The 22,503-nt window shown below is 72.6% G+C and carries 18 protein-coding genes and 1 pseudogene; 5 read left to right on the top strand and 14 right to left on the bottom strand.

What is annotated here, in order from left to right:
* Window positions 1-50: 50 nt before the first annotated feature.
* Complete coding sequence (locus OG472_RS04295; RefSeq protein WP_405940917.1) at window positions 51-464, bottom strand: DUF1398 family protein; 414 nt, start codon at window positions 462-464, stop codon at window positions 51-53.
* 103 nt (window positions 465-567) lie between these two features.
* Between OG472_RS04295 and OG472_RS04290 the strand changes: the two genes are divergently transcribed.
* The gene (locus OG472_RS04290; protein ID WP_401602831.1) at window positions 568-1,041 is read left to right on the top strand and encodes a MarR family winged helix-turn-helix transcriptional regulator; all 474 of its coding nucleotides are present in this window, start codon (window positions 568-570) and stop codon (window positions 1,039-1,041) included.
* 33 nt (window positions 1,042-1,074) lie between these two features.
* Here OG472_RS04290 and OG472_RS04285 read toward each other — a convergent pair whose 3' ends face one another.
* The 4 genes from OG472_RS04285 to OG472_RS04270 all read right to left on the bottom strand — a co-directional run bounded on the left by OG472_RS04285 (window position 1,075) and on the right by OG472_RS04270 (window position 5,714).
* Complete coding sequence (locus tag OG472_RS04285) at window positions 1,075-1,719, bottom strand: hypothetical protein (RefSeq protein WP_405827856.1); 645 nt, start codon at window positions 1,717-1,719, stop codon at window positions 1,075-1,077.
* Window positions 1,720-1,729: 10 nt separating this feature from the next.
* On the bottom strand, window positions 1,730-3,847 hold the full coding sequence (locus tag OG472_RS04280; RefSeq protein ID WP_405940916.1) for a SpoIIE family protein phosphatase: 2,118 nt from the start codon (window positions 3,845-3,847) through the stop codon (window positions 1,730-1,732).
* 204 nt (window positions 3,848-4,051) lie between these two features.
* Complete coding sequence (locus OG472_RS04275; RefSeq protein WP_405940915.1) at window positions 4,052-5,416, bottom strand: LCP family protein; 1,365 nt, start codon at window positions 5,414-5,416, stop codon at window positions 4,052-4,054.
* A 142-nt stretch (window positions 5,417-5,558) separates the two neighbouring features.
* Complete coding sequence (locus tag OG472_RS04270) at window positions 5,559-5,714, bottom strand: DUF6131 family protein (RefSeq protein WP_401602826.1); 156 nt, start codon at window positions 5,712-5,714, stop codon at window positions 5,559-5,561.
* A 249-nt stretch (window positions 5,715-5,963) separates the two neighbouring features.
* Here OG472_RS04270 and OG472_RS04265 point away from each other — a divergent pair, with 249 nt between their 5' ends.
* Window positions 5,964-6,899: a phosphotransferase family protein gene (locus OG472_RS04265; RefSeq protein ID WP_405940914.1), complete on the top strand. Its 936-nt coding sequence runs from the start codon at window positions 5,964-5,966 to the stop codon at window positions 6,897-6,899.
* Between the two features lie 15 nt (window positions 6,900-6,914).
* On the opposite strand, the gene OG472_RS04260 is transcribed toward OG472_RS04265, so the two are convergent.
* From OG472_RS04260 to OG472_RS04245, 4 genes are all read right to left on the bottom strand, one after another.
* Complete coding sequence (locus OG472_RS04260) at window positions 6,915-7,592, bottom strand: M15 family metallopeptidase (protein WP_405940913.1); 678 nt, start codon at window positions 7,590-7,592, stop codon at window positions 6,915-6,917.
* A 105-nt stretch (window positions 7,593-7,697) separates the two neighbouring features.
* A complete protein-coding gene (locus OG472_RS04255; protein WP_405940912.1) occupies window positions 7,698-8,912 on the bottom strand; it encodes a cytochrome P450 in 1,215 nt (404 codons plus the stop codon).
* A gap of 75 nt (window positions 8,913-8,987) precedes the next feature.
* Entirely contained in the window at window positions 8,988-9,749 is a 762-nt protein-coding gene (locus tag OG472_RS04250) for a DUF6193 family natural product biosynthesis protein (RefSeq protein ID WP_405940911.1), read from the bottom strand.
* Window positions 9,750-9,788: 39 nt separating this feature from the next.
* On the bottom strand, window positions 9,789-10,331 hold the full coding sequence (locus tag OG472_RS04245) for a MarR family winged helix-turn-helix transcriptional regulator (RefSeq protein WP_401602817.1): 543 nt from the start codon (window positions 10,329-10,331) through the stop codon (window positions 9,789-9,791).
* Window positions 10,332-10,520: 189 nt separating this feature from the next.
* Here OG472_RS04245 and OG472_RS04240 point away from each other — a divergent pair, with 189 nt between their 5' ends.
* Window positions 10,521-11,585, top strand: coding sequence for an alkene reductase (locus tag OG472_RS04240; RefSeq protein WP_401602815.1), 1,065 nt, complete (start codon window positions 10,521-10,523; stop codon window positions 11,583-11,585).
* A gap of 120 nt (window positions 11,586-11,705) precedes the next feature.
* Here OG472_RS04240 and OG472_RS04235 read toward each other — a convergent pair whose 3' ends face one another.
* The gene (locus OG472_RS04235; protein WP_401602813.1) at window positions 11,706-12,191 is read right to left on the bottom strand and encodes a lamin tail domain-containing protein; all 486 of its coding nucleotides are present in this window, start codon (window positions 12,189-12,191) and stop codon (window positions 11,706-11,708) included.
* Window positions 12,192-12,696: 505 nt separating this feature from the next.
* On the opposite strand from OG472_RS04235, the gene OG472_RS04230 reads away from it, so the two are divergent.
* Window positions 12,697-13,119, top strand: coding sequence for a subtilase-type protease inhibitor (locus OG472_RS04230; RefSeq protein WP_405940910.1), 423 nt, complete (start codon window positions 12,697-12,699; stop codon window positions 13,117-13,119).
* Between the two features lie 94 nt (window positions 13,120-13,213).
* On the opposite strand, the gene OG472_RS04225 is transcribed toward OG472_RS04230, so the two are convergent.
* Window positions 13,214-14,071: an alpha/beta fold hydrolase gene (locus tag OG472_RS04225; RefSeq protein ID WP_405940909.1), complete on the bottom strand. Its 858-nt coding sequence runs from the start codon at window positions 14,069-14,071 to the stop codon at window positions 13,214-13,216.
* Window positions 14,072-14,148: 77 nt separating this feature from the next.
* Between OG472_RS04225 and OG472_RS04220 the strand changes: the two are divergent.
* Window positions 14,149-15,074, top strand: a pseudogene (locus tag OG472_RS04220) (helix-turn-helix domain-containing protein).
* An 11-nt stretch (window positions 15,075-15,085) separates the two neighbouring features.
* On the opposite strand, the gene OG472_RS04215 reads toward OG472_RS04220, so the two are convergent.
* The 3 genes from OG472_RS04215 to OG472_RS04205 form a co-directional block, all read right to left on the bottom strand.
* On the bottom strand, window positions 15,086-18,082 hold the full coding sequence (locus OG472_RS04215) for an acyltransferase family protein (RefSeq protein ID WP_405940908.1): 2,997 nt from the start codon (window positions 18,080-18,082) through the stop codon (window positions 15,086-15,088).
* Between the two features lie 14 nt (window positions 18,083-18,096).
* Complete coding sequence (locus tag OG472_RS04210; RefSeq protein WP_405940907.1) at window positions 18,097-19,782, bottom strand: glycosyltransferase family 2 protein; 1,686 nt, start codon at window positions 19,780-19,782, stop codon at window positions 18,097-18,099.
* A gap of 172 nt (window positions 19,783-19,954) precedes the next feature.
* Window positions 19,955-22,501 carry an acyl-CoA reductase gene (locus tag OG472_RS04205; RefSeq protein ID WP_405940906.1) on the bottom strand — a complete coding sequence of 849 codons (2,547 nt, stop codon included), beginning with the start codon at window positions 22,499-22,501 and terminating at the stop codon, window positions 19,955-19,957.
* Window positions 22,502-22,503 lie beyond the last annotated feature (2 nt).

Below are 22,503 nucleotides of genomic sequence, written 5' to 3'. Positions count from 1 at the left end.
GGCGGGGCGGGGCAGGGACGGTCGCGGTGCCGGTGGTGGTGGTCGCGGGCTCAGATTTCGACGACGGGGTAGGACTCGGTGTAGCCGTCGCCGTCGGCTCCGTAGTAGGAGCAGGTCCGTGCGCCGAGGTCGACGTCGTACCAGACGACACCGGCCTTCCAGCAGCCTTCGACGAACTCCGGGAACGAGGTCTCCCCGGCCTGGTCGCGGCGCAGCGCCGCGACGAGCGCCTCACGGTCGAAGGGCGCGACGTCGACCATGCCGGTGCACAGCGGCTCGCCCTGGACGGCGACCGGCCCGGCAGTGGTGAGGTAGAGCATGGCGTTGGAGGGCACGGCCATCCGGCAGCGGCTGACCCCGGCCTGGCGGAGCGCCTCGGCGAGGTACGGGAAGCCGCCGACCTTCGGCCGGACGGCGGAGGCCCGCTCGAAGGCGGCCCGGAGGTTTTCAGTGGCGCTGATCATCGTTCTCTCCCTGCTGGGTGTCGGGTCGGGACCCGCCACGGTAGGATGACAACAGATTTCCAGACTGTCATCATGTTGTCAATTGGGAGAGGGGGAGTGCGCCGTGCCGGAAGAGCTGGCCCTCCTGGTCGCGGACGTGTTCGAGGCAGCCGGTCTGCTGCGCAGGATCGGGGAGACGATCGCGTCCGCCGAGGGGCAGACCCAGGCCCGCTGGCAGCTCCTCAGCGTGGTCTCCGAGGAGCCGCTGACCGTCGCACGGGCCGCCCGCCGCCTCGGAATCGCCCGCCAGGGCGTGCAGCGCGTCGCCAACGATCTCGTCCGCGAGGACTTGGCCGGTTTCGAGCCGAACCCGGACCACCGCGGGTCGCCCCTCCTGGCCCTCACCCCCACCGGCCAGGACACCCTCCGGAAGATCACCACCCGCGCGAGCACGGTTCACCGGGCCCTGACCGCAGACATCGCCACGGCCGACATCGCAGCCGCCCGCAGCCTGCTCCACCGCCTGATCGACGAGGTCCGCCGCTACGAGGACACCGACCCGGGCACACTCCGCGGCCCGGACACCCGGACGCCCTAGACCCGTCCGGATCGCCCGTCCCGCCGGGCGAGGTCAGCAGAGGTGGACCGACAGTCCGCACAGGCCCGAGCCACTCCGGGCGGCGGCGCGCCAGACGCGCAGGGGGCCCTCCAGCACGCGCTCTTCGCCCTCCGGGTAGTCCAGCCAGTCCTGGGCCTGCGCGGCGGCGCGGTCGGCCGCGGTGAAGGAGAGGGCCCGCTCCACCTGCGGCAGGTGCCGGCGGACTTCGGTGGACGTGAGGAGGAAGTTGCCGCACCAGCCCGGCAGAAGGGCGGCGCGGGCCGGGCCCACGGCGTGGAAGAAGGACGCGACCGCGTAGTCCTTGGAGTGGACGGAGATGAACATGCCGTCCCGGTTCTGCCCGTCCCACACGTCGTCCACGACGTAGAAGGAAGGGTCCGCGGTGCCGTCGCAGACCTCGTCGACGTGGCGGCCCGGCGCCATGAGGGCACGGAACGATTCCACCGCGTGGGCGTCCGCCCCCTTGGCATCCGGGCTTCCGGCAGGCGCGTACCAGGTGTCGTGGTCCGGGAGCGGTGCGCGCTGCCACTCCAGCCGGCGGCGTCGGGCCTCGGGCCGCCGGCGGTCCGCCCGCATCGCGGGCAGCAGCCTCGGGGCGAGGCGGGCCACGTCGTCGTCGGAGTGGCTGCTGATCGCCCACGCGCTGGTGAAACCCATGTACGGGACGCTACGGCCCACCACTGACAGGCAGGGGCGATCCGGGCGGGAGGTGGGGGGTCGTGCCGATGCGGGCGGCGAGGAGGGCGATGTCGTCGTCCGCGGACGCCGGTACCAGGTGTGCGATCAGGGTGTCGCACAGGTGGTCCAGTGACGGGTGGTGTTCGGTGAGCAGGCTGGTGAGCTCGCCCAGGCGTTCGTCGATGTCACGGCTGCGGGCTTCGATCAGGCCGTCGGTGTAGAGCACGAGCAGGCTGCCGGGGGGCAGGGTGATTTCGGTGGTGGTGAAGGTGATGCCGCCGACGCCCAGCGGGACGCCGGGCGGGGTCTGGACGAGGTAGACGGTGCCGTCGGGCTCGGCCACGGCAGGTGGCGGGTGTCCGGCGCGGGTGACGGTGCAGTGGCCGGTGGCGGGGTCGCAGACCACGTACAGGAAGGTGGCGAGCATCGGCTCGGCGAGGTCGGCGAGCGTGGCCTCCAACTGGTGCAGCAGCGCCGTCGGGGACATGTCGAGGCGCGCGAGGGCGCGTACGGTCGCGGACAGGCGCCCCATGACCGCGGCGGCGGCGATGCCGTGGCCCATGACGTCCCCGATGAGCAGCCCCGCCCTGCCTCCGGTGAGGGGGAGGACGTCGTACCAGTCCCCGCCGACTTCGTTGACGTCGCTGGCCGCCAGGTAGCGGTGGGCGATCTCGATGCCCGGGGGAGGGGTGACGTGCTGGGGGAGCATGCTGCGCTGGAGGACGACCGCGGTCTCGTGCTCGTGGTGGTACAGGCGCGCGTTGTCGATGCCGATGGCGGCCCGGGCGGCGAGTTCGGCCGCGAGCGTGACGTCGTCGGACCCGAAGGAGGCCCCGCCGGGCCGGGCGCGGTAGAACGTCGCGACGCCGAGGACCACGTCCCGCGCGACGAGCGGGATCATCATGAACGAGTGCACGCCCGTCTCGAGCAGTTGCGCGGGCTTGGGGGTGTGGCGGCCGGCCGTGGCGACGACCCGTTCGTCGAGGTGGGCGATCAGGAAGGGCTGCCGGGCCGAGAGGGCCTGGGTGTACGGGGCGGCCGCGGGGAAGGTGAGGGTCCTGCCGAGGGGCGCCAGGATCTGGGTGACGGGGGAGCCGGTCAGCGGCGCCTTGCCCAGCCGTCGCAGGGCAACGCCCCCGGCCAGCCCGGGGCCCGGCTCGTTCCCGCTCGCGAGGGAGTCCAGTACGTCGACGGTGACGGCGCTGGCCAGGTGCGGGACGGCGAGGTCGGCCAGCTCCTGCGCCGTGCGCTCCAGGTCGAGGCTGCCACCGATGCGGGAGCTGGCCTCGCTCAGCAGCGCGAGCCGGCGGCGGCCCGCCTCGACCTCGGTCTGATCGCGCTGCTGCCTGGTGACGTCGAGGAGGGAGGCGATGATGCCGATCGGCCGGCCGCCGGGGTCCTCCACGCGCACGTACGAGCACGACCACACGTGGTCGTGCTCCGGGTCGGCCGGGGTCCGGCCGGTGCGCCGCCGGTCGAGGACCGGCTCACCCGTGTCCAGGACCTGGCGCATGGACTCTTCCATCTCGTCGGCGTTCACCTCGGGCAGCAGCTCGGCCAGGCGTCGGCCCACGTGGGCGGATTCCGCGAGACCGTTCATCGCTTCGAGCGCCGGGTTGACCTGCAGGAACCGCAGCTGTGTGTCGAGGACGGCGATACCGACGGGGGAGCGGGAGAACAACCCGTCCCACACCGCCGAGGACCCGCGGATCCGGCGGGCGGCATGGGCGTCCGCGGCGAAGACCAGGACCGCCGAGGCGCCGTGGCGCCGGTCGGGAACGGGACAGGCCCAGATCTCTAGCTCCAGCGGGTGACCGCTGCGGTGCCAGGCGGTGACCGTGCCCATCACCCCGCGACCGGTGGCCGTCGTCTCCCACAGGGACCGGCCCAGGCTGCGGTCGGCGCCCGGATGCAGCAGATCGGCGATGTGCCGGCCGAGCACCTGGGGCGGAGTGTATCCGAGCAGTTCCTGCGCGCCGTGGTTCCAGCGCACCACCAGCCCCTCGCTGCTGGTGGCGATCAGCGCCACCGGCAGCGCGCCCAGCCATCCGCCGGCGTCCTGGGCGGCGCCGCTGATCAGATCCTCGAACGGCATCTCCTCATGCATCCTGTACCCGCTCCTCCTGGGAGGTCCCGGCCGTGCGGCGCGGAATCCCCGGACGGCGGCAGGCGGCACCGGTGCCCACGGAGCGGGAGGGCGCCCAGGTCGGGGCCTGCGGCCGCTCACCCGGTGCGTGCTGCGGCTGCGCTTCGTCCACATCTCTCATCGTCGCCCTGGAGACACCGTGCCGCCCCCCCGACCGCCCCCGTTCTACGGCCGACCGGTGGTCGCGGGGACGGCGGCGGGGGCCGCGGCCGCGGACCCGTCGGGGCAGCGGAGGCGGTCGCCGGTCACCGGGGCGCCATCGGCGAGGTTGCGGTCGTAGGTGACGGTCCTGACCTGGACGGGCTGCGTGCCGATGGCGACATCGAAGATCGCGCCGTGATCAGGGCGGGCCTCCAGGCGGGAGCCGGGCAGCGCCGCCGCGAGGGTCGCCGCCTTCTCCTCCTGGCCGGCGGCGAACCGGATGACCGGGGGTCCCGCAGGGCGTTGGGACGGCGCGGACTGCGAGGTGTCCGTGACCACGAACCCGTTGCGGCGCAGGGCCGCGGCGACGGCGGCGTCGTCCACGCGGACGGCGATGCCGGCGGGGTCGGTCGGCGCCGGGGTCTCCGCGAGGGGCTGGATGCGGGTGTCGCCCGTGAGGGGGCGGTCCGCGCCCAGGGCGTCCCACAACGCGGCGGAGCGCGCCTCGTCCCACACCAGCGAGGAACCCACTCCGGGTACGCGGTGGTCGAAGAGCCTGATCGGGACGGTCGCGAACTCGATCCGGTCCGCGCGGAGGCGGCCGAGCGTCCAGCCGATGCGGATCAGATCGCCCGGCCCGGTCCGCGCGTCGGTGCGTACGGACTTCAGCAGGGCGTGCACGGTCCGCGCCGTGCGCACGGGGCTTGCCAGGGCCCCCTCGAGGGTGAGGCGGGCCAGGAGGTCGTTGACCACGCGCTGCTGGCGGCGGACGCGGCCGAGGTCTCCGGGCCGGAGGTTGACGTGCCGGGCCCGCACGTAGCGCAGGGTGTCGTTCCCGTTGGTGTGGTGGCGGCCGGCGCCGATGTCGAGGCCGGAATTCTCGTCCGTGAGGGGCCGGTCCGTGCAGACGGTCGCGCCGCCGAGGTTGTCGATCGTCTGCTCGAAGCCCCTGAAGCCGGTCTCCAGGTAGTGATCGACGTGGAGACCGGTGGCCTTCTCGACGGTGGCCACCGTGAGCGCGCCGCCGCCCAGGGCGTACGCGCCGTTGATCTTGCCGCTGCGGGCGGTGGTGAAGTCGCCGGCGTATTCGACGTAGGAGTCACGCGGGATGGAGACCACGCTCGCGCGCTGCCCGCTCTCGGAGACGTGCACGAGCATCATGACGTCCGTGCAGTTGCACCCCTTGCCGCCCACGTGGAGCCGGTTCTTCTCGGCCGTGGAGAGCCCGGCGCGGCTGTCGATGCCGACGATCAGGATGTTCGTGCCCCGGCTGCCGCTGCCCGGAGGTCCGTTTCCGGCCGAGACGGCTGCCGAAACGGCCTGCGGCCCCAGGAGGGAGCCGCAGGAAAGGGCGGTCAGCAGCGCGAGAGCAACAGTGAGACGACGCAATGCACATCCCCGAAATAGAACGAATCCGCTCAAATTGCGACTTTACGTGGCTTCCGTGCGAGCGGAGGGGCTGTACGCGCCGGTTTCACCCCTGCAACGGGGCCGTCGGCCGTGGCCGACGGCCCGGGACGGATGAAGCCCCCTAGTAGTAGTGGCGGCGTCCGCCGACCTCGTGTCCCACGGCTCCGAGGATCCACAGCACGGCGCCGATGACGAGCAGGATGATGCCTATCGTCCAGAGGATCGAGATGCCGAGCAGCCATCCGACGATCAGCAGAATGATTCCGAGTATGATCATGAGGCTCTCCCATTTCCCTAGCCGCCTCTGGCCCGAAGCCGGTCGTGCCATGCTGCGCGACCGCCGCGGTCCTGGCCTGGAGGGGGACCTCACGGGCTTGCGGCTTTGGTGCGCCGCGGTCGTACCGGAACGCAGCGCACACGGCGTCTCACCGTTTTCCACCAGCGCAAACATGGTGAGGTCTCGGGTGCTCACCGGGCCGGCAAAACCGGTTGTGACGACAGGTCCGTGCCGTCTACGTTCCCGATCATGCTGCCTTTGGTGGAAACGGACGAGGAGTGGGACGCGGTCGTCCCCGATGAAACGGTCATGCGACCGGGTGCGGAGGACCTCTGCGGCCGTCTGGGGCTGGGTGGAGCGCCCCTGGTCCGTTTCAAGGACGGTTCCCAGCCGGTCTACGCGGTCGGTGACGAGCACGTCCTGAAGCTGTTCCCGGCCGCTGCGGCCCGGGACGGCGTCGCCGAAGGACGGGTGCTCGCCCACGTGCAGGGACGGCTGCCGGTGGCGACACCACACGTCCGGGAGTCCGGCGCCTACGAGAACGGCTGGCGCTACGTCCTGATGTCGAGGCTCGGCGGTGAGAGCCTGGCGCACGCCTGGCCGCGGATACCGCAGGCGGACCGCGAACGGCTGGTGGCCGACGTCGGCGAGGCACTGGCGGCGCTGCACTCACTGGACCCGGAACCGCTCGCCGACGTCCTCGGCCCCGGAGACTGGGGCGCCTTCGTCGACGGACAGCGGGAAGGCGCTGTGGAACAGCAGCGGGGCCACGGACTGGCCGACGCATGGCTGGAGCAGATTCCCGACTTCCTCGCCTCCGTCCCGCTCCCGCGCGAACCCCGGCGCGCCCTGCTGCACACCGAGGTGATGCGCCAGCACCTCCTGGTGGACCCCGACGGCTGGCGCCTGACCGGCTTCTTCGACTTCGAACCGGCCATGATCGGCCACCGCGCGTACGACTTCGTGGGCGTCGGACTGTTCGTCACCCGGGCCGACCGCCCCCTGCTGCGCAGGCTCCTCGCCTCGTACGGCAGTGGCGCGGGGACGGGCTTCGAGCCGGCCCAACTGCTCGCGTACACACTGCTCCACGTGTACAGCAACCTGCCCTGGTACATGCGGGAACTGGGTGCGCCGTCGGACACGAAGCTGGACTCCCTCGCCGACTTCTGGTTCGGCCGGGACTGAGAGCGGGCCCGGTCCTCACTCGCCGTTGGCGGAGAAGTGCTGGTAGTCCCGATTGGCCCAGCGACCGCCCCAGCGCCAGCCGACCTCGCGGAACGCCGCGGTGATGGCGTCGCCCCGGTGGATCTGACCCGGTTGGTTCAGGGACCGTCGCAGGTGGGGGCGGCCCTTCGGAGGGTGCACGACGCCGTGGACGTCGACGTACGGGTTCTCGACGGGGTTGATGTCCACCGCGTCGCCCCAGGCGTGCTGCGACAGGAGCCGGGGATCCCCGGTGACCGGGCGGCAGTTGAAGGCCGAGGTGTTGTCGTCGGCCATGGCCTCGGAGTCGTTGCGGTACTGGGCCATCACGCGCATCCGGCGGATCGGGAAGCGCGCGTCGAAGGCCCGCCGGAAGACGTGGAGGAGGGGGCGGACGGCGTTCTCGTGGACCACCATCTCGCCCGCATGGATCCGGCCGTCGAAACCCCAGTGGTTCATCCGGATCAGCCTCAGCCGCTCGGGCGGCACCGGGCAGCCCTTCCGGTAGGAGACGCCCAGTTTCTCCGCCGGTACGGCCATGACCCGCGCGGAGAGCAGGGCCGGCGGGTCGGCCGGCCGGGCCTGGAAGCGCGTCGGACCGGCCTGGGTGGAGCAGGCCAGGGCGGCCGCGCACAGCGTGGCCGTCACGCACGCGGCCGCGGTGGTGTGGCGCACGGGAAACACGCTACGGCGATCCCCGAGGACGGGCATGCCGGGAGCGGCCGGTCGAGCGGTCTGGGACCCCGGCCCCCCGCGGGCCCCCGACCGCCCGAGCGGTGGTCAGGGGAGGGTGGTGACCGGCAGGTCGTGCAGGGCGCGGAACCGGAAGGTGCTGTGCCACCTGAGCTGGTCCGCAGGGCGGGCGAGCCTGAGGTGGGGGAGCCGTTCGATGAGCGAGCCGAGGGCCAGGGTGAGCTGGAGCCGGGCCAGGGGCGCTCCGAGGCAGTAGTGCATGCCGTGGCCGAGGGCGAGGTGTGCCTTGTCCGCGCGGTCGATGTCGAAACGGTCGGGGTCCGGGTACCGGGCCGGGTCCCGGTGTGCCGAGGCCAGGCTGAAGAGGACGGTGTCCCCGGCCGGTATCCGTACGCCGCCGATCTCGACGGCTTCGGTGGGGAAGCGGCGGATCGCGGTCTGGTTGGGGCTGGTGTAGCGCAGGAGTTCCTCGACCGCGTCCGCCACGCGCGCGGGCCGTGCCCGCAGCTCGGCCAGCTGCTCCGGGTGCTCGACGAGCGTGAGCACGCCGGCGCTGATGACGTGCTGGACGTTCTCGCTGCCGGCCCCGAGGATCAGGAAGGCGAGCGAGACGAGTTCGTCCTCGGTGAGGCGGTCCTCCTCGTCGCGTGCCGCGATCAGGCTGGACAGCATGTCGTCACCGGGGGCGGCGCGCCGCAGGGCCACGAGGTCGACGAGGAACCGGTGGATGTCACCGATCGCCTGGACGAGGCCCTCGCGGGAGCGCGGGCTGAGCATGGTGGCGACCCAGGCGGCGAAGCGCTCCTGGTCGCCGGCCGGGATGTCGAGCAGGGCGCCGATCACCCGTAGCGGCAGTGGTCTGGCGAACCCGGCCACCAGGTCCGCCTCGCCGCTGTCCGCGATCTCGGCCGCGAGCCGTGCGACCTGGTCGTCGACGGCTGCCCCGACGCTGTCGCGGAGCACCTCGACGTGCCGGGCGGTGAACCCCTTCGCGACCAGTCGCCGAAGGCGCAGGTGGTCGTCCGGGTCGATGTTCAGCAGGTTGCGGTCCAGCGCGGGCGGGAGCGAGAAGCCGCTGAAACCAGTCGACGAATGCCTCTTGTTGACCGACAGGCGCTGGTCGGACAATCCGGCGCGCACGTCCGCCTCGTGGGTCACCAGCCACACCGGCGAACCGTCGGGCAGCGCCACCCGGTGCACCGAGCCCGCGGCGCGCAGTCCCGCGTAGACCGCGTGGGGGTCGCGCGCGAACGACTCCCCGAACGGCTGGGTGAGGGAGACGTCTTCGGAGGTCCGGGTCATGCGCATTCCCCTATGTGCTGAGCGGCCGGTCGGCGGCGACGGGTGTGTTCGCCACCTTGATCAAGATCACGATAGTCAACTCGGTCCGGTCCCCGGAGGGCCGGGCTCCTGGTTCTCGGGCAGGCTGTCGAGGATGAGGGCGATGGTGTCGGCCGTGCCGGTGGTTTCGTGTACCCGGCCCTCGTGCGTCCGTACTTGATGGCGGCCGTTCCCGATCGCCCGGGCCATCGGCAGGTCGGTGCAGAGGGGAGCGGTGGCGCGGCGGCTGAACCGGAGCCAGTCATGGCTGGTGCGGGGGCACAGGGCCCGCAGGCGGGGTTCGGCGAAGGCGGCCTCGACGAGCTCGTACAGCGGGGCGTACAGCGGGCCGGCAGCCGAAGCACGCACCTGCCGCCACCTGACGGACACCGCGTCGCCCGGCTCCCCGGCCTCGGACGGCTTCCCGGACGGCTCTCCGGACCCGAGGAAGGGCCACCGCGCGCTGAGTTCGGGCACGCGCAGCCCCTGGAGCCAGGAATGCAGTGCTCCGGCGGCCTCGGACAGGTCCGCGGTGGCGCCCCGGGCCATGGGGGCGCCGTCTGCACGGCAGTTGACGGCGAAACTCCGCCGGCCGAGGGTCATCGAGACGATCACGGACCGGTTGCCGGTCCGGGCCCGCGCCACGACGTGCCGCCAGCGGCGCGGTGGCATGAGTTCGATGGTGAGTCCGTACCCCGCACGGTCCGCAGCAGCCTGCAGCGCATGCCGCAGGGATCCGGCCCGGACGACCTCGGGGTAGAACTCCGCGTACGCGCGCAGCGGATCCTCCGGCTGCGCATCGGTGTGTTCCTCGGACATGGGCCCGAGTCTGCCAGGGCCAGGGCTGCGGGGAACGACCTAGCAGGCGCCCGGTCCCTTGTGCGTCTCCTCGTACTCGGCGCCGCAGCCCCGGGCGAGCTCCGCGTACAGGGCGCCCTCCACCTTGCCCAGCAGGCGGGCCAGTTCGGTGCGTTCGGCGTCGTCCAGGCCGTCCAGGGTCTGGCGCTCCAGCTCGCCCCATGCGTTGCGGACCTCGAGCAGGAGCCCGCAGCTGGCGTCCGTCGCCTCGACCAGGGAGGCGCGCCGGTCCGAGGGGTCGGGGCGGCGATGTACGTGGCCGGCTTGTTCGAGGCGCTGGAGCATCTTGGTCACCGTGGAGGGGTCGAGGCCGACCGCCTTGATCAGCTCGGACTGGCGCACGGCCCCGTTGTCCCACAGGTGCATCATCAGGAACTCCTGCCCCGGGTGCAGCCCCAGGTTCCGCAGTGCGCGGCCGGCCGCGATCCGGTGGAGGCGGGCGACCCGGCTGATCGCATGACTCACCGGCCCGTCCAGCACGGCGCTGGGCGCCGCCGTGCACTGCGAGGTGGTGCGCGGTTCCTGAGCGGTTTCCGCGGTCATGGGGGCGCTCCTCCTGGGTCGGGTGCGGCAGGGTCCGGTCGGCGGACCACGCCCTGACCGTCGTCGTCCGTCCATGGATCTTACCCGCCCTCCAGATTTTACCTTGGCCGACCAAGTAATGGGGTACGCTGCATCTCGCAGCCAAAGCTTGGCCGACCAATTATCTCTGTTTATTTCTGTGAGGCGAATATGACCAGCGCTTTCGAACCGGTTCGCATCGCCGGCTCCACCCTCTCCAACCGCATCGCCCTGGCGCCGATGACCCGCAGCCGTGCAGGTGAGGGCGGTATCGCGACCGCCCTCGTCGCCGAGTACTACACGCAGCGCGCCTCGGCCGGTCTGATCATCAGCGAGGGGATCCAGCCCTCCGTCGTCGGCCAGGGCTACCCGTTCACCCCCGGCCTGCACAGTGCCGAGCAGGTCGCGGCCTGGCGCGAGGTCACCGATTCCGTGCACGCCGCCGGCGGCCGGATCTTCGCCCAGCTGATGCACTCCGGCCGGATCGGCCACCCGTCGCTGCTGCCCGACGGCCTCGTCCCGGTGGCCCCGTCGGCGGTCGCCGCCCAGGGGCAGCTGTTCACCGGCGACGGCATGAAGGACTTCGTGACCCCCCACGAGCTGACCGGAGCCGAGGTACGGGCGACCATCGCCGCCTTCGCCGAGGCCGCCCGCAACGCGGTGGAGGCCGGCTTCGACGGGGTGGAGCTGCACGGCGCCAACGGCTACCTGATCCACCAGTTCCTGGCCCCCGGCTCGAACCTGCGCACCGACGAGTGGGGCGGCCCGGTCGAGAACCGGATCCGCTTCGCGGTGGAGGCGGTCAAGGCGGTCGCCGCCGCGATCGGCGCCGAGCGCACCGCACTGCGCATCTCGCCCGGCAACACGTACAACGACATCACCGAGCCCGACCCGCAGCCCGCCTACGAGGCGCTGGTCAAGGAGATCGACGGGCTCGGGCTGGCCTACCTGCACGTGCTGGAGCCCACCCCCGAGACCCGTGAGACCACCCTCGCCCTGCGCAAGCAGTTCTCCGGGCTGCTCGTACTGAACCCGGCGACCGAAGGCCCCACCGACCACCGGGCCCTCGGGCTGATCGAGGACGGCACCGCGGACCTCCTCGCGTTCGGCGCCCTCTTCCTGGCCAACCCCGACCTGCCGGACCGCCTGCGCACCGAAGGCCCGTACAACACCCCTGACCCGGCCACCTTCTTCGGGGGCGACGCCCGCGGCTACACGGACTACCCGGCCCGCTAGCGGTTTCGGTACACGTGGGACATGGGTGCGGCGTGCCGCGGCGAGATTGCCGTGGCACGCCGTTCCCGTCCGGCGGCAGTTCACCGCTCCCGTGGCCGGTGGTGCGGCTGCCGGTGGGGGTCAGCGGCGGTGGTTGTCGTGGTGTCCGCGGCGGCCCCAGGTCTCGGTGTCGACGACGTTGCCGCGGTTGTCGCGGAGGGTGGCGGTGTCGCGCTCGTTCCAGATCTGGTGGCGGCGGTCCTGGTAGACGTCGCGGTGGGTGTCGCGGCCCTGTCCGGTGTGGACCTTGACGCTGGAGCGGCCGTCCAGGCGGAAGTTGGCGAAGCGGTAGCGGTTGCCCTGCTGGTCGGTGAGGGTGAAGCCGCGCAGGTCGACGCTGCGGCGGCCGGTGTTCTTGACCTCGACCCATTCCCTGTTCAGCGCGCGGTTGGAGCGGTCGTTGCGGGCGGGGCTGTCGTACTGGACGTCGCCGATGACGAGGGAGGAGTGCGAGTTCCGGTCGCGCCGGTGGTCGTCGGCGGTGGCAGGCAGAGCGGCGGCGCCGACCAGGGCGACGGCGGCCAGGGCCGCCGAGAGGGCGCGGCGGGTGGCGAGAGAAGCAGACATGGAGCTGACCCCTTCAACAGTCAGCCCGGACCGGCGTCGTTCGGGCCGGTCGGGCTCCGTGCGGTTCCCGGCGTCCTGCCGAGGAGCCACACTGTGGCCTCCATCCACCATGAATCGCCGCAATTAAGGCACGTGTTGCCCAATTCGGATATATCTATAACTCTCCCGTGTCATCGACGTCGGATCGGCCCCCGTGCCGGCGATGAACGCATGGATCCGGTCAAGCTGAGTGGCCGTTCGGTGAACCGCGCGCGGCCGACAGCAGGTCAGCGGACTCAAGGGCGCACGTCACGGTCGGTATCGCTCCGGTCCGCGTCCGGTGACGAGGCCGGCGCGCCCCCTCTGAGCTGCCCGAACGACCATTCGGTCGCGCATATGTACACGCTCTGTCCGTAAATCGGTCATGGATATGCGACTCGTCTCCATGTCGGACAGTCTGGGCTCGCAAGGACGCGATCGAAAGAAAATATCGCGTTCAACCTTTGAATCGAAAGCGAGTCTCGTCGTGCGTCACCGCATCGCAGCTGCCTCCGCCGCTGCAGTCCTCAGCCTGATCGGAGCCACCGGAAGCGCGGCGGCCCAGCCCGCCAGCCTGTACGCCCCGTCCGCGATGGTGTTCACCGTCGCGCAGGGCGACGACGACGCGTCCACCGTCGTCCGGGCATCCACCCTCAGCTGTGCGCCGACCGCCCTGGGAACCCACCCCGACCCCCGCTCGGCCTGCGCGGCCCTGAACTCCACCGACGGGACACTCGACCGCCTGCTGGCGTCCCCCGACCCGGACCACGCGTGCCCGATGCACTACGCCCCGGTCACCGTCACCGCTGACGGCGTGTGGAAGGGCAGCCGCGTCGCCTGGAAGCACACCTTCTCCAACAGCTGCGTCATGTCCGCGACCCTGAACGGCAACGCCGTCTTCGCGTTCTGACCCTCCGCCGGCGCGCCCCCGCGCCCGCCGCCCCGCCCGCGGACGCGCGAGCGGGGCGCCGGCATCGGCCGGAAGCCGTCAGCCGGCTGCGAATTCACTCCACCCGCACGGCGTGGCGCGCGATGAAGGCCAGCAGGGGGATGGCGGTCCGCCGCGGATCCTCGAGCTGGGGCGAGTGCCCGAGGCCGGGCAGCAACTCGATCTCCGCGCCCGGAACGGCCCCGTAGTCGCAGGCCGATGAGGAGCGCCATCTGCGGTCGTCCTCGCCGAAGACCACAAGGAGCGGCTTGCCCAGAACTTTCAGCCGATCCGGCAGCGCCCGCTGCTCCAGGTAGGAGCGGGTGGCCCGCATCGTCGCGGTGAACGTGTGGTGGGTCATCGCGCGTACGTCGTCCAGGAGCTCTTCCGGGATCTGGTAGCCCACGCGGCTGAATCCCGTACGCGCGAACTGCCGGAGCTGCTCGTCGGTAGGCGGCCACTGCGCGGGGCCGGGCGCGGCGGACTCCGGTGCGATGAAGGCGTGCAGGCCGGGGCCGGTGTTGACGAGTGCGAGCGCGGTCACCAGCTCGGGCCGCTGTTCGGCGAGGGCGGTGGCGACCGCGCCACCGCTGGAATGACCGACCACCGCGGCGTGCTGGACGCCGAGCCGGTCCAGTGCCACGCCGGCCCGAAGTGCCTGTTCAGGGACCGCGTAGCTGCAGTCGGCCGGTTTGGCCGACCGGCCGTGCCCGAGCAGGTCGATCCGGATCACGCGGTGAGATCCGGTCAGCAGCGGAACCAGCGGGTTCCACGAGCGGGTCGAGGATGCGGACCCGTGGATGAGCAGGAGCGCGGGCGCGTCGCGGGGGCCGTCCTGGCACACGTGGACGTCGCCGTCGTCCAGTGACAGGGTTGAACTCGCGGTGGCCCCGGCTCCGTTGTTCACGTACGGATTGCCTGTTGAAACAGTCATGAGCCCACTGTCCCCGCCGGTACGCGCGGGTGTATTGGACGAATGTTCCCCTCAGGCGGCCCGCCTAGCATGGGGTGATGCGGACCTTTGTGCACGGGGCGGCCACGTGGGATGTCGAGGGCCCGCGGAGGCCCAGCCGGATGGCCGGTGTCACCATGGCCGGGTTCCGCATCCGTGGCCCGGAAGCGCTCCGGATCGTCCCGCACCCGGCCGTGACCCTGCTCCTGGACTTCGGCGACGGGTGGCCCGTCCTCGACTGTGGTCCAGGGGGCCGCAGCGGGGGAGCTTCGTCGCCGGGCCGGGACTAGGGTCCGGAGGTGAGACCCGGGCTCGTGGAGAGAATATCGAGTGCGTGCAGGTGCGCCTGTCCCCGGTGACGGCACACACGATTCTGGCCGCCTCCCCCGCCGACCTCGCGGGTGCCGTCGTGCCGCTGGGTGACCTGTGGGGGCGGGAGGCGTCGCGGATCCGCGAGCAGCTCGGTGATGCCCCGTCATGGCAGGAACGCTTCGCGCTGACCGACGCGTTGCTCGCGCGTCGTCATCGGGCGGGGCGGCCGGTGGACCCGGAGGTGGCCTGGGCCTGGCGCCGGATCGCCGGCACCCGGGGCCTGGTCGGGGTCGATGCACTCGCGGCCGAGGTCGGGTGGAGCCGTAAGCGGCTGTGGTCCCGGTTCCGGTCACAGGTCGGCCTGCCGCCCAAGCACGCCGCGAAGCTGGTCCGCTTCGACCATGCCGCCCACCGCCTGGTCGCGGGGGACAGCGCGGCCCAGGTCGCGACCGACACCGGCTACGCCGACCAGTCCCATCTGCACCGGGACGTCGCGGCGTTCGCCGGGGCAACCCCCGCGACCGTGGCCGGCGAGCCGTTCCTCGTCGTCGACGACATCGCCTGGCCCGGCCGCGGAACAACCGCCCCGGCCGTCGACCGGGGCCCGGTCAGGGGCCCCGGCGGCGTACCGGTGGGCAAGGACGGTGACGGAGCCGACCGCTCGACCAGATGAAGGGAACTCGCCTAGGCGCCCTTCTCCCGGGCCGAGACGGTGACGTGGTCGACCCGCATCGCATGGCCCGGCTCGGTGGAGGGGCCGACGTTCGCGCCGTCGGCGAGCGGGAGACTGCCCCCGACGGCCACGTTGAGGATCAGGAACAGCCCGTGGTCCACGGCCCGCTGCCACGTCCCGGCGTCCATCCGGCCGGCCGTCACCCTGTGGCGCACGCGGCCGTCGAGGTACCAGCGCACCTCCTGCGCGCCGGGAGTGAGGTCGACCTCGACGGCGTACGAGTGGAACGCGCTCCGGCAGCCGGAGCACGGCTGCGGACCGGAGGTCAGGCCCGTCGGCTCCTCACACGGGCCGCCTTCCAGGACACCGCAGTGCATCGTTGCGAAGACGGTGTCCCGCCCGTTCACGGACTCCATGACGTCGAGCTCCCCGACCCCCGGCCACCCCGTGTACCCGTCGCGCAGCGGTGCCCCCAGGGTCCAGAACGCCGGCCAGTAGCCCGCCGCCTCCGCGCCGGTGACCTCCGGCAGGGCGATCGACGCCTCGATCCGCAGCATCCCGCCGGGCGGAGGTGCGAAGTCGGAGCGCCGCGTCTCGATGCGCCCCGAACTCCACTGCCCGTCCTTGCGGGTGGGGACGATCTCCAGTGCACCCTTGCCGTCGAGACGGACGTTGTCGGTCGAGTCCGTCATCGTTTCGATCTCGCCGGTGCCCCACTGCGGAGCCGGGCAGCCCGGGTAGCAGGTGCCGAGGTCGTGGATCCAGTGGACGGCCGACGGGGGACTGCCCGCCGGGCCGTCGAAGTCGTCCCGCAGCAGCTGCCTCCACCCGTCCGCGCCGGGCGGCGGAGCAGAGGGCGCGGCCGGAGAGGGCAGCGCTCCCGACTCCGTGAGCAGCCGCTCCAGCCGGTTGGTGAGGACGACGGCCGCCACATTGGTCAGGTGGGCGTCGTCCCGGTAGAGCAGGATCCGGTCGAGCACGGCCGGGCAGGTCGGCCCGTCGCCCGGACACAGGACCTGGTTCACGCTGACGCTCCGTACGCCCGGCAGTGCGCCGGAGGAGATCCGCCAGGCCAGCGGATCGGGCGGCAGGGCGTCCTTCCGGCTGAACGCGCAGGCGCCGGCGGACACGGGGCTGCCGGAGACGCACGCCGGGATGTCCGTACCGGGTACGGGGGTGTCCTCGACGTAGACGATCGGCGCGCCCAGGGCCATGAGCTGCTGCAGCGTCTTCTCCCAGCCCTCGGCCAGGAGCTTCGGGGCGGCGGTGTAGCGGTTGAGGGAGGCGATCACGATGAGCCGGGGCTTCGGCTGCTGCCCCAGCCTCTCCAGGGTGTCCGCCCGCCAGGTGTCGCACTCCCGGTAGGCACGCCCGAGCTGGGGGCTGTCCACTGCCAGCTCCGGCAGCGGGCAGCCCTGTTTCACCAGTTCCTGCAGCGCCCAGCCCCGTCCGGCAGCCAGCGCCAGCATCGGGGAGAACCACTGCCCGGCGTGCGAATCGCCGAGCAGCACGATCCGGTCCGGACTGTCAACGGCGCCGAACAGGCAGTCCGGACTGCGGGTTTCGGCCGGGGCGACCTCGCAGGCCCCGTCCGGCGGGAAGTCCGCGCGCGCCTGGACCGGACTCGGCACCACCGGGCCGTCCACGAGCGGGGTGCCGGAGGTCCGGGCGAGCAGGGTGGGGCCCGAGGCGGCGCCCGGGGGCAGTCCCTTCGGGTCGACCGGGGTGGCCGGGCCCAGCCGGTGCAGGGTCGTGGTGCCCGCCACCAGCGCGAGGACGACCGGCAGCACGATGGCCGTGACGCCCACCGACAGTCCGCGGCGGGGGAGTTCGGAGACCGTACGGCTGCGGCGCAGCGGCTGCTCGACCCAGCGCATTGTGGCGAGCGCGGGCAGCACGGCCGCCAGCGTCAGCGCGGTCTTCGCGGGCCAGCCGAGCGGGCCGGTCCGGGCCTCGGCGAGCACGAGGACCGGCCAGTGCCACAGGTACAGGTTGTAGGAGAGCCGCCCGACGGCCCGGGGCGCCCGCCCCGCCAGCAGCCGTCCGACCTCGTGGCTGCCCGGGGCGTTCCGCTCGCCCCGGCCGGGTATCGCGGCGAGGATCACGGCGGCGGTGGCCAGGGTCGGCACGAGCGCCGCGAAACCGGGATACGGGGTCGCGGCGTCGTACGCGACGACGCACCAGCCGATCGCGGCGGCCCCGGCCCAGCCGCACAGCAGCCGCAGCGGTCGCGGCCCGCGCATCAGGTGCCAGGGCAGCAGGGCGAGCATGGCGCCGACGCCGAACTGCCAGACGCGCGAGGGCGTTCCGAGGTAGGCCAGGGACACGGAGTGCCGTGTCCAGTGCAGGGCCAGGGCGAACGACGCGAGGGTCAGCGGCGCGGCGACCAGCACCACGGCGGAGCGCACGGCCCGGCCCCGGCGGACCGCCCGGGCCGTGCAGAGCACGAGCACCGCCAGCAGCGGGGCCCAGCACAGGTAGAACTGCTCTTCGACGGCAAGGGACCAGAAATGGAGCAGTGGGCTCTGCTCGTGGCCGGCGGCGAGGTAGTCGGTCTGCTGTGACACGAACCGCCAGTTGGCGAGGGACAGCGCCGCCGCGACGACGTCGTACTCCACGTCGGTGCGGCGCAGCGGCACGGTCAGCAGGGCTCCGGCGACCGCCACCGCGCCGAGCACCACGGCGGCCGAGGGAAGCAGCCGTCGGGCGCGCCGGGAGAAGAAGTCACCGAGCCGGATCCGGCCGGTGGTGATCGCCTCGCGGACCAGCAGACCGGTGATCAGGTATCCGGAGATGACGAAGAAGACGTCCACGCCGACGAAGCCGCCGGTGGCCCAGGGGATCCCGGCGTGGAAGGCGAGGACCGCGAGGACGGCGACCGCGCGCAGCCCTTCGACGTCGGGCCGGAAGGCGGACCGGTGCGGGCTGGGCCCGGACTCGACGCCGGCACCGGATCCGGACGGGGGCGCGGCAGGGCTCCGCCGGCCGGGCGTGAGGAGGAAGGACATGGTGAGGGCGCCTTTCAGCTCAGCCAGGGAAGCATCGGGTCGACCCATCCCGAGGCGAGCAGGCCGGTGAGCAGGAGGACGGCGGACGCGGCGACGGTCTCGGGCCAGCGGCGCGGCAGCATCCCGCCGCGGGGGCGCAGGGCGGCCCGTACGCGGGCGCGCAGCGGTCCGGCGGCCGGGTACAGCTCGGCCAGCAGGTCCCGGATCAGCGGGATGTTGATCTGGCACTGCACCAGGAGGTAGAGGAGCAGGCCCCAGTTGGGCTCCCAGCCGTTGCGGGCGACCGCCAGCGCGAGCCCCGTGGCGGCCGCGCTGTTGGAGAGGACGAGCCAGGCCAGTGAGACGGCCACCACGCGGCGGGCCATCCCGCCCGGAGCCGCCGCGCTCCGCGTGCCGGTCGGGACCCAGGCGGCGCTGCGGCCCCGCAGCGTGTGCAGGAACGCCGTCGCGGCGGCCACGCTCGTCAGGACGTTCGCCCGGATCACCTCCACCCGCCAGCGGGTCCGGCTGATCCGCGGCAGCAGCACGTGCCAGAGCCACAGCGGAGCGAGCAGCGGCAGTACGTGCCAGGGGCGGATGTGGTCCGGGTACCAGAACATCATCACCAGCGGCGGCAGTGGCGCTGCGAACGTGTTCACCGCCGTGGTCAGGTACCCGACGATCCCCTCGTAGAAGCACAGCCGCATCCGCCAGGGCGCACGCATCCGCCCCAGCACGGGCGTGCCGAGCAGGTGGAGGTTGCCCATCGCCCACCGGTACTGCTGGTTGACGAAGGAGGTGACGTGGTCGGGGGAGGTGCCCTTGGCGACCAGCACCGGTACGTACAGGGTGCGGAAACCCTGCTCGTGGAGGGCGAGTCCGGTGTAGAGGTCCTCGCTGTGGTCGAGCCGGGCGAAGCCGCCGGCCAGGTCGATCGCACTGCGCCGGTAGACGGCGTTGCTGCCGCAGCAGATGGCGGCGTCGCTGGCGTCCCGGGACGGCTGGATCCACCGGAAGAACCACTCCTGGGCGGAGCCGGCGGCGCGCTGGATCCAGCCCATGGTCTCGTCGGTGTCGAAGCACTGGGGGCTCTGCACGATGCCGACCGCGGGGTCGGCCAGGTAGGGGACGAGATGGCGCAGGAAGTCGGGCCGGGGCGCGAAGTCCGCGTCCAGGATCGCGATGAACTCGGCGCTGCTCAGGGCGAGCGCATGGTTGAGGTTGCCGGCCTTCTTCAGGTGCCCCCGGTCGGGGCGCACGACGTACTCGTAGCCGTACGAGGCGGCCAGCGCGGAGACCTCGGGCCGGTCGGCGTCGTCCAGGATCCAGACGGTCAACGCCTCGCGGGGCCAGTCGACTTCCGCCACCGCGCGGTAGGCGTTGGCCAGGACGGGGAGGGGCTCGCCGCAGGTCGGCAGGTACAGGTCCACACGGGGCAGAGCCGCGGGCTGCCAGGCGTGGACGAGCACCTCGTGCGACTGCCGGGTGAGCCGGCGCTGGCGCAGGCTGTTGACGGAAGAGAGCACCAGGGCAACGAGGTTGAGGCCGAGGACAGCGAGGAAGGCCCAGAGCGCCGGTGTGCGCAGGGCGAAGGTGAACATGGTCGCCGCCGTGAACACGAAGGCGAGCGAGGTGGCGACCAGGACCCAGCGGCGCTGCGGTCCGAAGTACCAGTAGAGCTCTTCGTCGGAAGGTGGCTGCGGAAGATGATGAAAGGTCATAAAGCCCCCCACGGCTGTGCATGTGCATGTTTCAGGTGACCCAGCCTAGTGTTAAAGGTATAGACCACTGTCACGTGGGGATGAACAGTCCTGAAACTCAAGGTCGTTGCCGACCCGCGCCGTCGGCCCCGGTCGCGGACCGGGGCCGACGCGCAGGTGGGGCGGGCAGGGCCTAGCGGCGCGCGTCCACCACCGCGAGGAGCTTGCCGCTGGTCGGGCTCCGGTCCAGCGCCGCACCGTCGACCGCCTCGACCACCAGGTCCAGCAGCCGCTCCGTCACCGCCGAGCGGAGCTCCGGGTAGCCGGCCAGGAAGACCTCCCGCAGCCGCTCCGGATCCGTCGTCCCGGCCCGCTCCACCCGTACGGTCAGCAGCTCGCGCGCGTCCGCACCGTCAAGCCGGACCTGCAACTCGCCCCGGTGGCCGCCCTGTTCCCCGGCCAGGTCCAGGAAGCGCCGGTGGTTGAGGAAGTACGTCGCCACCCGCATCACGTCACCGGTGCGCCCCCGCAGCTCGAACCGGGGCGCGTGCCGGCCGCACGGGCAGCGGCCCGGGATCTCCCGGCCGAGGTCACCGATCACATACCGGCCCAGGTGCTGGCCGCGCCGGGCGTGCGTGGCGAAGACCAGCCGGCCCGTCTCGCCCGGAGCCACCGGCCGGTCCTCGGCCAGGTCCAGGACCTCCATCGTGTGGAGGTCGGCGTGCAGGTGGTGGACGCCGCCGGAGCTCTCGGTGCACTGGTAGCCCAGCGGGCCGAGGTCCGTGCTGCCGTAGGTGATCGAGCGGACCGTCTCGATCCCGAACGTCTCCTTCAGCGTGCGCTGCTGTTCCTCGGTGAAGTGCTCGCCCCCGTAGAAGACCTTGCGCAGGCCTCCGTACGCGCGCAGCGCCTCCCCCTCCGCCTGCAGCAGCTGCCACAGGTAGGAGGGCATCCCGAAGAGGGTGTCGGCCCCCAGGTCGATCAGCGCCTGCGCCGTCGCCCGGTGGTCCGGCCCGGCGGACAGCGGCAGCTGTACCCCGCCGAGCCGCTCCAGCACGGAGAAGAAGCTGATGAAACTGCCGTACATGGCCCCGCAGTAGAAGAGGTTCGCGGTGCGGTCCCCGACCGGGTCGTAGCCGGCGGCGAGCAGGCCGCGGGCGGCGGCGTGCATCTGGGTGTCGTAGTCGTCGTAACTGAAGATCGACAGCGCGGGCGCGCCGGTGCTGCCGCCGCTGCGGAAGTACAGCTCGGCATCGGCCCGCGCCACCTGCGGGGCCAGCTCCTGCACGTCCCCCTTGCCCAGCAGCGGGCCGGCGGGACGCGGCAGGACGACGGGCCGGGCCAGGTCGTCGAGGCAGGCGGTGGTGGCGAAGCGGGCCGGGTCGGCCTGGACCGCGACGCGGCGGCTGTAGCGCTGCAGGGCGTAGACGCCGTCGTGCGGCTCGCCCGCGTAGCTGTCCAGCATGGCGCCGACCGGTGTGACACGAGTGGCGCCCGCCGCCAGGACGGTGCGGGACAGCTCGGCGATGTCGGTCCGGCTGCCCGCGAGGCCCGCGGTCTGCAGATAGCGGCGCATCGGGCGCAGCGTGGCGATCAGCCGCTTGCGGGGCAGCGGCTTGACCCACACGCTGCGGTGCAGCGGCGAGGCAGTGAGCGGGGACCGGGTATCGGCCATGACCCGCCACGAGCCGTCGGGCGCGGCGAACACCCTGGTGAGACCGAGGTGTTCCTCCAGACGGGCCACCAGCTCGGTGGTGGTCAGCTCGGCCTCCTCGGCAGGATCCGGCCCGCCCGCGGGCGCGGCGGTCACGGCCGGGGGGCGCGCCGCGAGCACCGCGGCGAAGCGCTCGGCGAACGCGAACACCTCGCCCTCGTCCTCGGTGTCGAGGTAGACCACCTGGGGGCTGGAGCAGGCCTGCTGCTCGTGCAGGCACACGTCGTCCGCGAGGGCGTCGAGCGTCCCGGCGTCCGACCAGGCGTCGCCCGTCAGGTACGCGAAGGAGATCCGGTGCCCCCACTCCACCAGCCGGCAGCCGGCCGGCACATGGGCCGCCACCCCTTCGACGGCCCCCTCACCGCCCCACACGGCGACGGCGTCCGCGGGCGCGCACATCAGGCGCAGCCACTCCTGGCGGGAGGACGGGAAGCGCAGCACGACGATCCGCGCGGCCAGCGCGCCGCTGGGGTCCAGGGCCGCGAGCTCGGCCATCAGGTGCTGGGTGAGGAGGGTGTCGGCGCTGCTGGTCTTCAGGACGTTGACGTTCCCGGCGAGCAGGCCCTCGACGATGCTCAGCGGCGCGACCGTCGAGGCGTTGCCGGGGGCGATGTGGGCGACCAGGCCGACGGGCGCCCAGGCCTCGTAGACCGTCTCGCGCGGATCGGCCCGGTTCAGCCGGCCGGGAGCCGCTCCGCCCAGTTCGCGGCGCAGCTTGCGGGTCAGCTCCCGCCGACCGAGGAGGACGCCCAGCTCGGCCAGGACGGCCGGGTCCTCGCCTTCGGGCAGGTGGGGGGCGAGCCGGGCGTGCACGGGGTGGTCCGGGTCGCACAGGGCGCCGGCGAGGGCGTCGCAGGCGGCCAGGACGGTCTCGGTCTCCAGCCCCTCGGCCAGCGCGGCCTCCACGGCGGCCGGCAGACCGGCGAGGCGTCGCCCGGCCTCCTCGTCGCCGATGAACGCGCCCTGCCAGTAGTGGTGCGCGGCGCCGTCGCCGTGCTGGTCGTACGCGGCCTTGGTCTCCGTCACGG

The organism is Streptomyces sp. NBC_00207 (genome assembly GCF_045160965.1).
GTDB lineage: Bacteria > Actinomycetota > Actinomycetes > Streptomycetales > Streptomycetaceae > Streptomyces.
Note: the sequence above shows the minus strand (reverse complement) of the source record. Positions and strands in the feature narration are given on the sequence as shown.

Bases quoted from the DNA above. Each gene is read 5' to 3' on its own strand.
- OG472_RS04295 (WP_405940917.1), bottom strand. From the start codon at position 464: ATGATCAGCGCCACTGAAAACCTCCGGGCCGCCTTCGAGCGGGCCTCC.
- OG472_RS04285 (WP_405827856.1), bottom strand. From the start codon at position 1,719: ATGGGTTTCACCAGCGCGTGGGCGATCAGCAGCCACTCCGACGACGAC.
- OG472_RS04280 (WP_405940916.1), bottom strand. From the start codon at position 3,847: ATGCATGAGGAGATGCCGTTCGAGGATCTGATCAGCGGCGCCGCCCAG.
- OG472_RS04270 (WP_401602826.1), bottom strand. From the start codon at position 5,714: ATGATCATACTCGGAATCATTCTGCTGATCGTCGGATGGCTGCTCGGC.
- OG472_RS04265 (WP_405940914.1), top strand. From the start codon at position 5,964: ATGCTGCCTTTGGTGGAAACGGACGAGGAGTGGGACGCGGTCGTCCCC.
- OG472_RS04255 (WP_405940912.1), bottom strand. From the start codon at position 8,912: ATGACCCGGACCTCCGAAGACGTCTCCCTCACCCAGCCGTTCGGGGAG.
- OG472_RS04250 (WP_405940911.1), bottom strand. From the start codon at position 9,749: ATGTCCGAGGAACACACCGATGCGCAGCCGGAGGATCCGCTGCGCGCG.
- OG472_RS04245 (WP_401602817.1), bottom strand. From the start codon at position 10,331: ATGACCGCGGAAACCGCTCAGGAACCGCGCACCACCTCGCAGTGCACG.
- OG472_RS04240 (WP_401602815.1), top strand. From the start codon at position 10,521: ATGACCAGCGCTTTCGAACCGGTTCGCATCGCCGGCTCCACCCTCTCC.
- OG472_RS04235 (WP_401602813.1), bottom strand. From the start codon at position 12,191: ATGTCTGCTTCTCTCGCCACCCGCCGCGCCCTCTCGGCGGCCCTGGCC.
- OG472_RS04225 (WP_405940909.1), bottom strand. From the start codon at position 14,071: ATGACTGTTTCAACAGGCAATCCGTACGTGAACAACGGAGCCGGGGCC.
- OG472_RS04215 (WP_405940908.1), bottom strand. From the start codon at position 18,082: ATGTCCTTCCTCCTCACGCCCGGCCGGCGGAGCCCTGCCGCGCCCCCG.
- OG472_RS04210 (WP_405940907.1), bottom strand. From the start codon at position 19,782: ATGACCTTTCATCATCTTCCGCAGCCACCTTCCGACGAAGAGCTCTAC.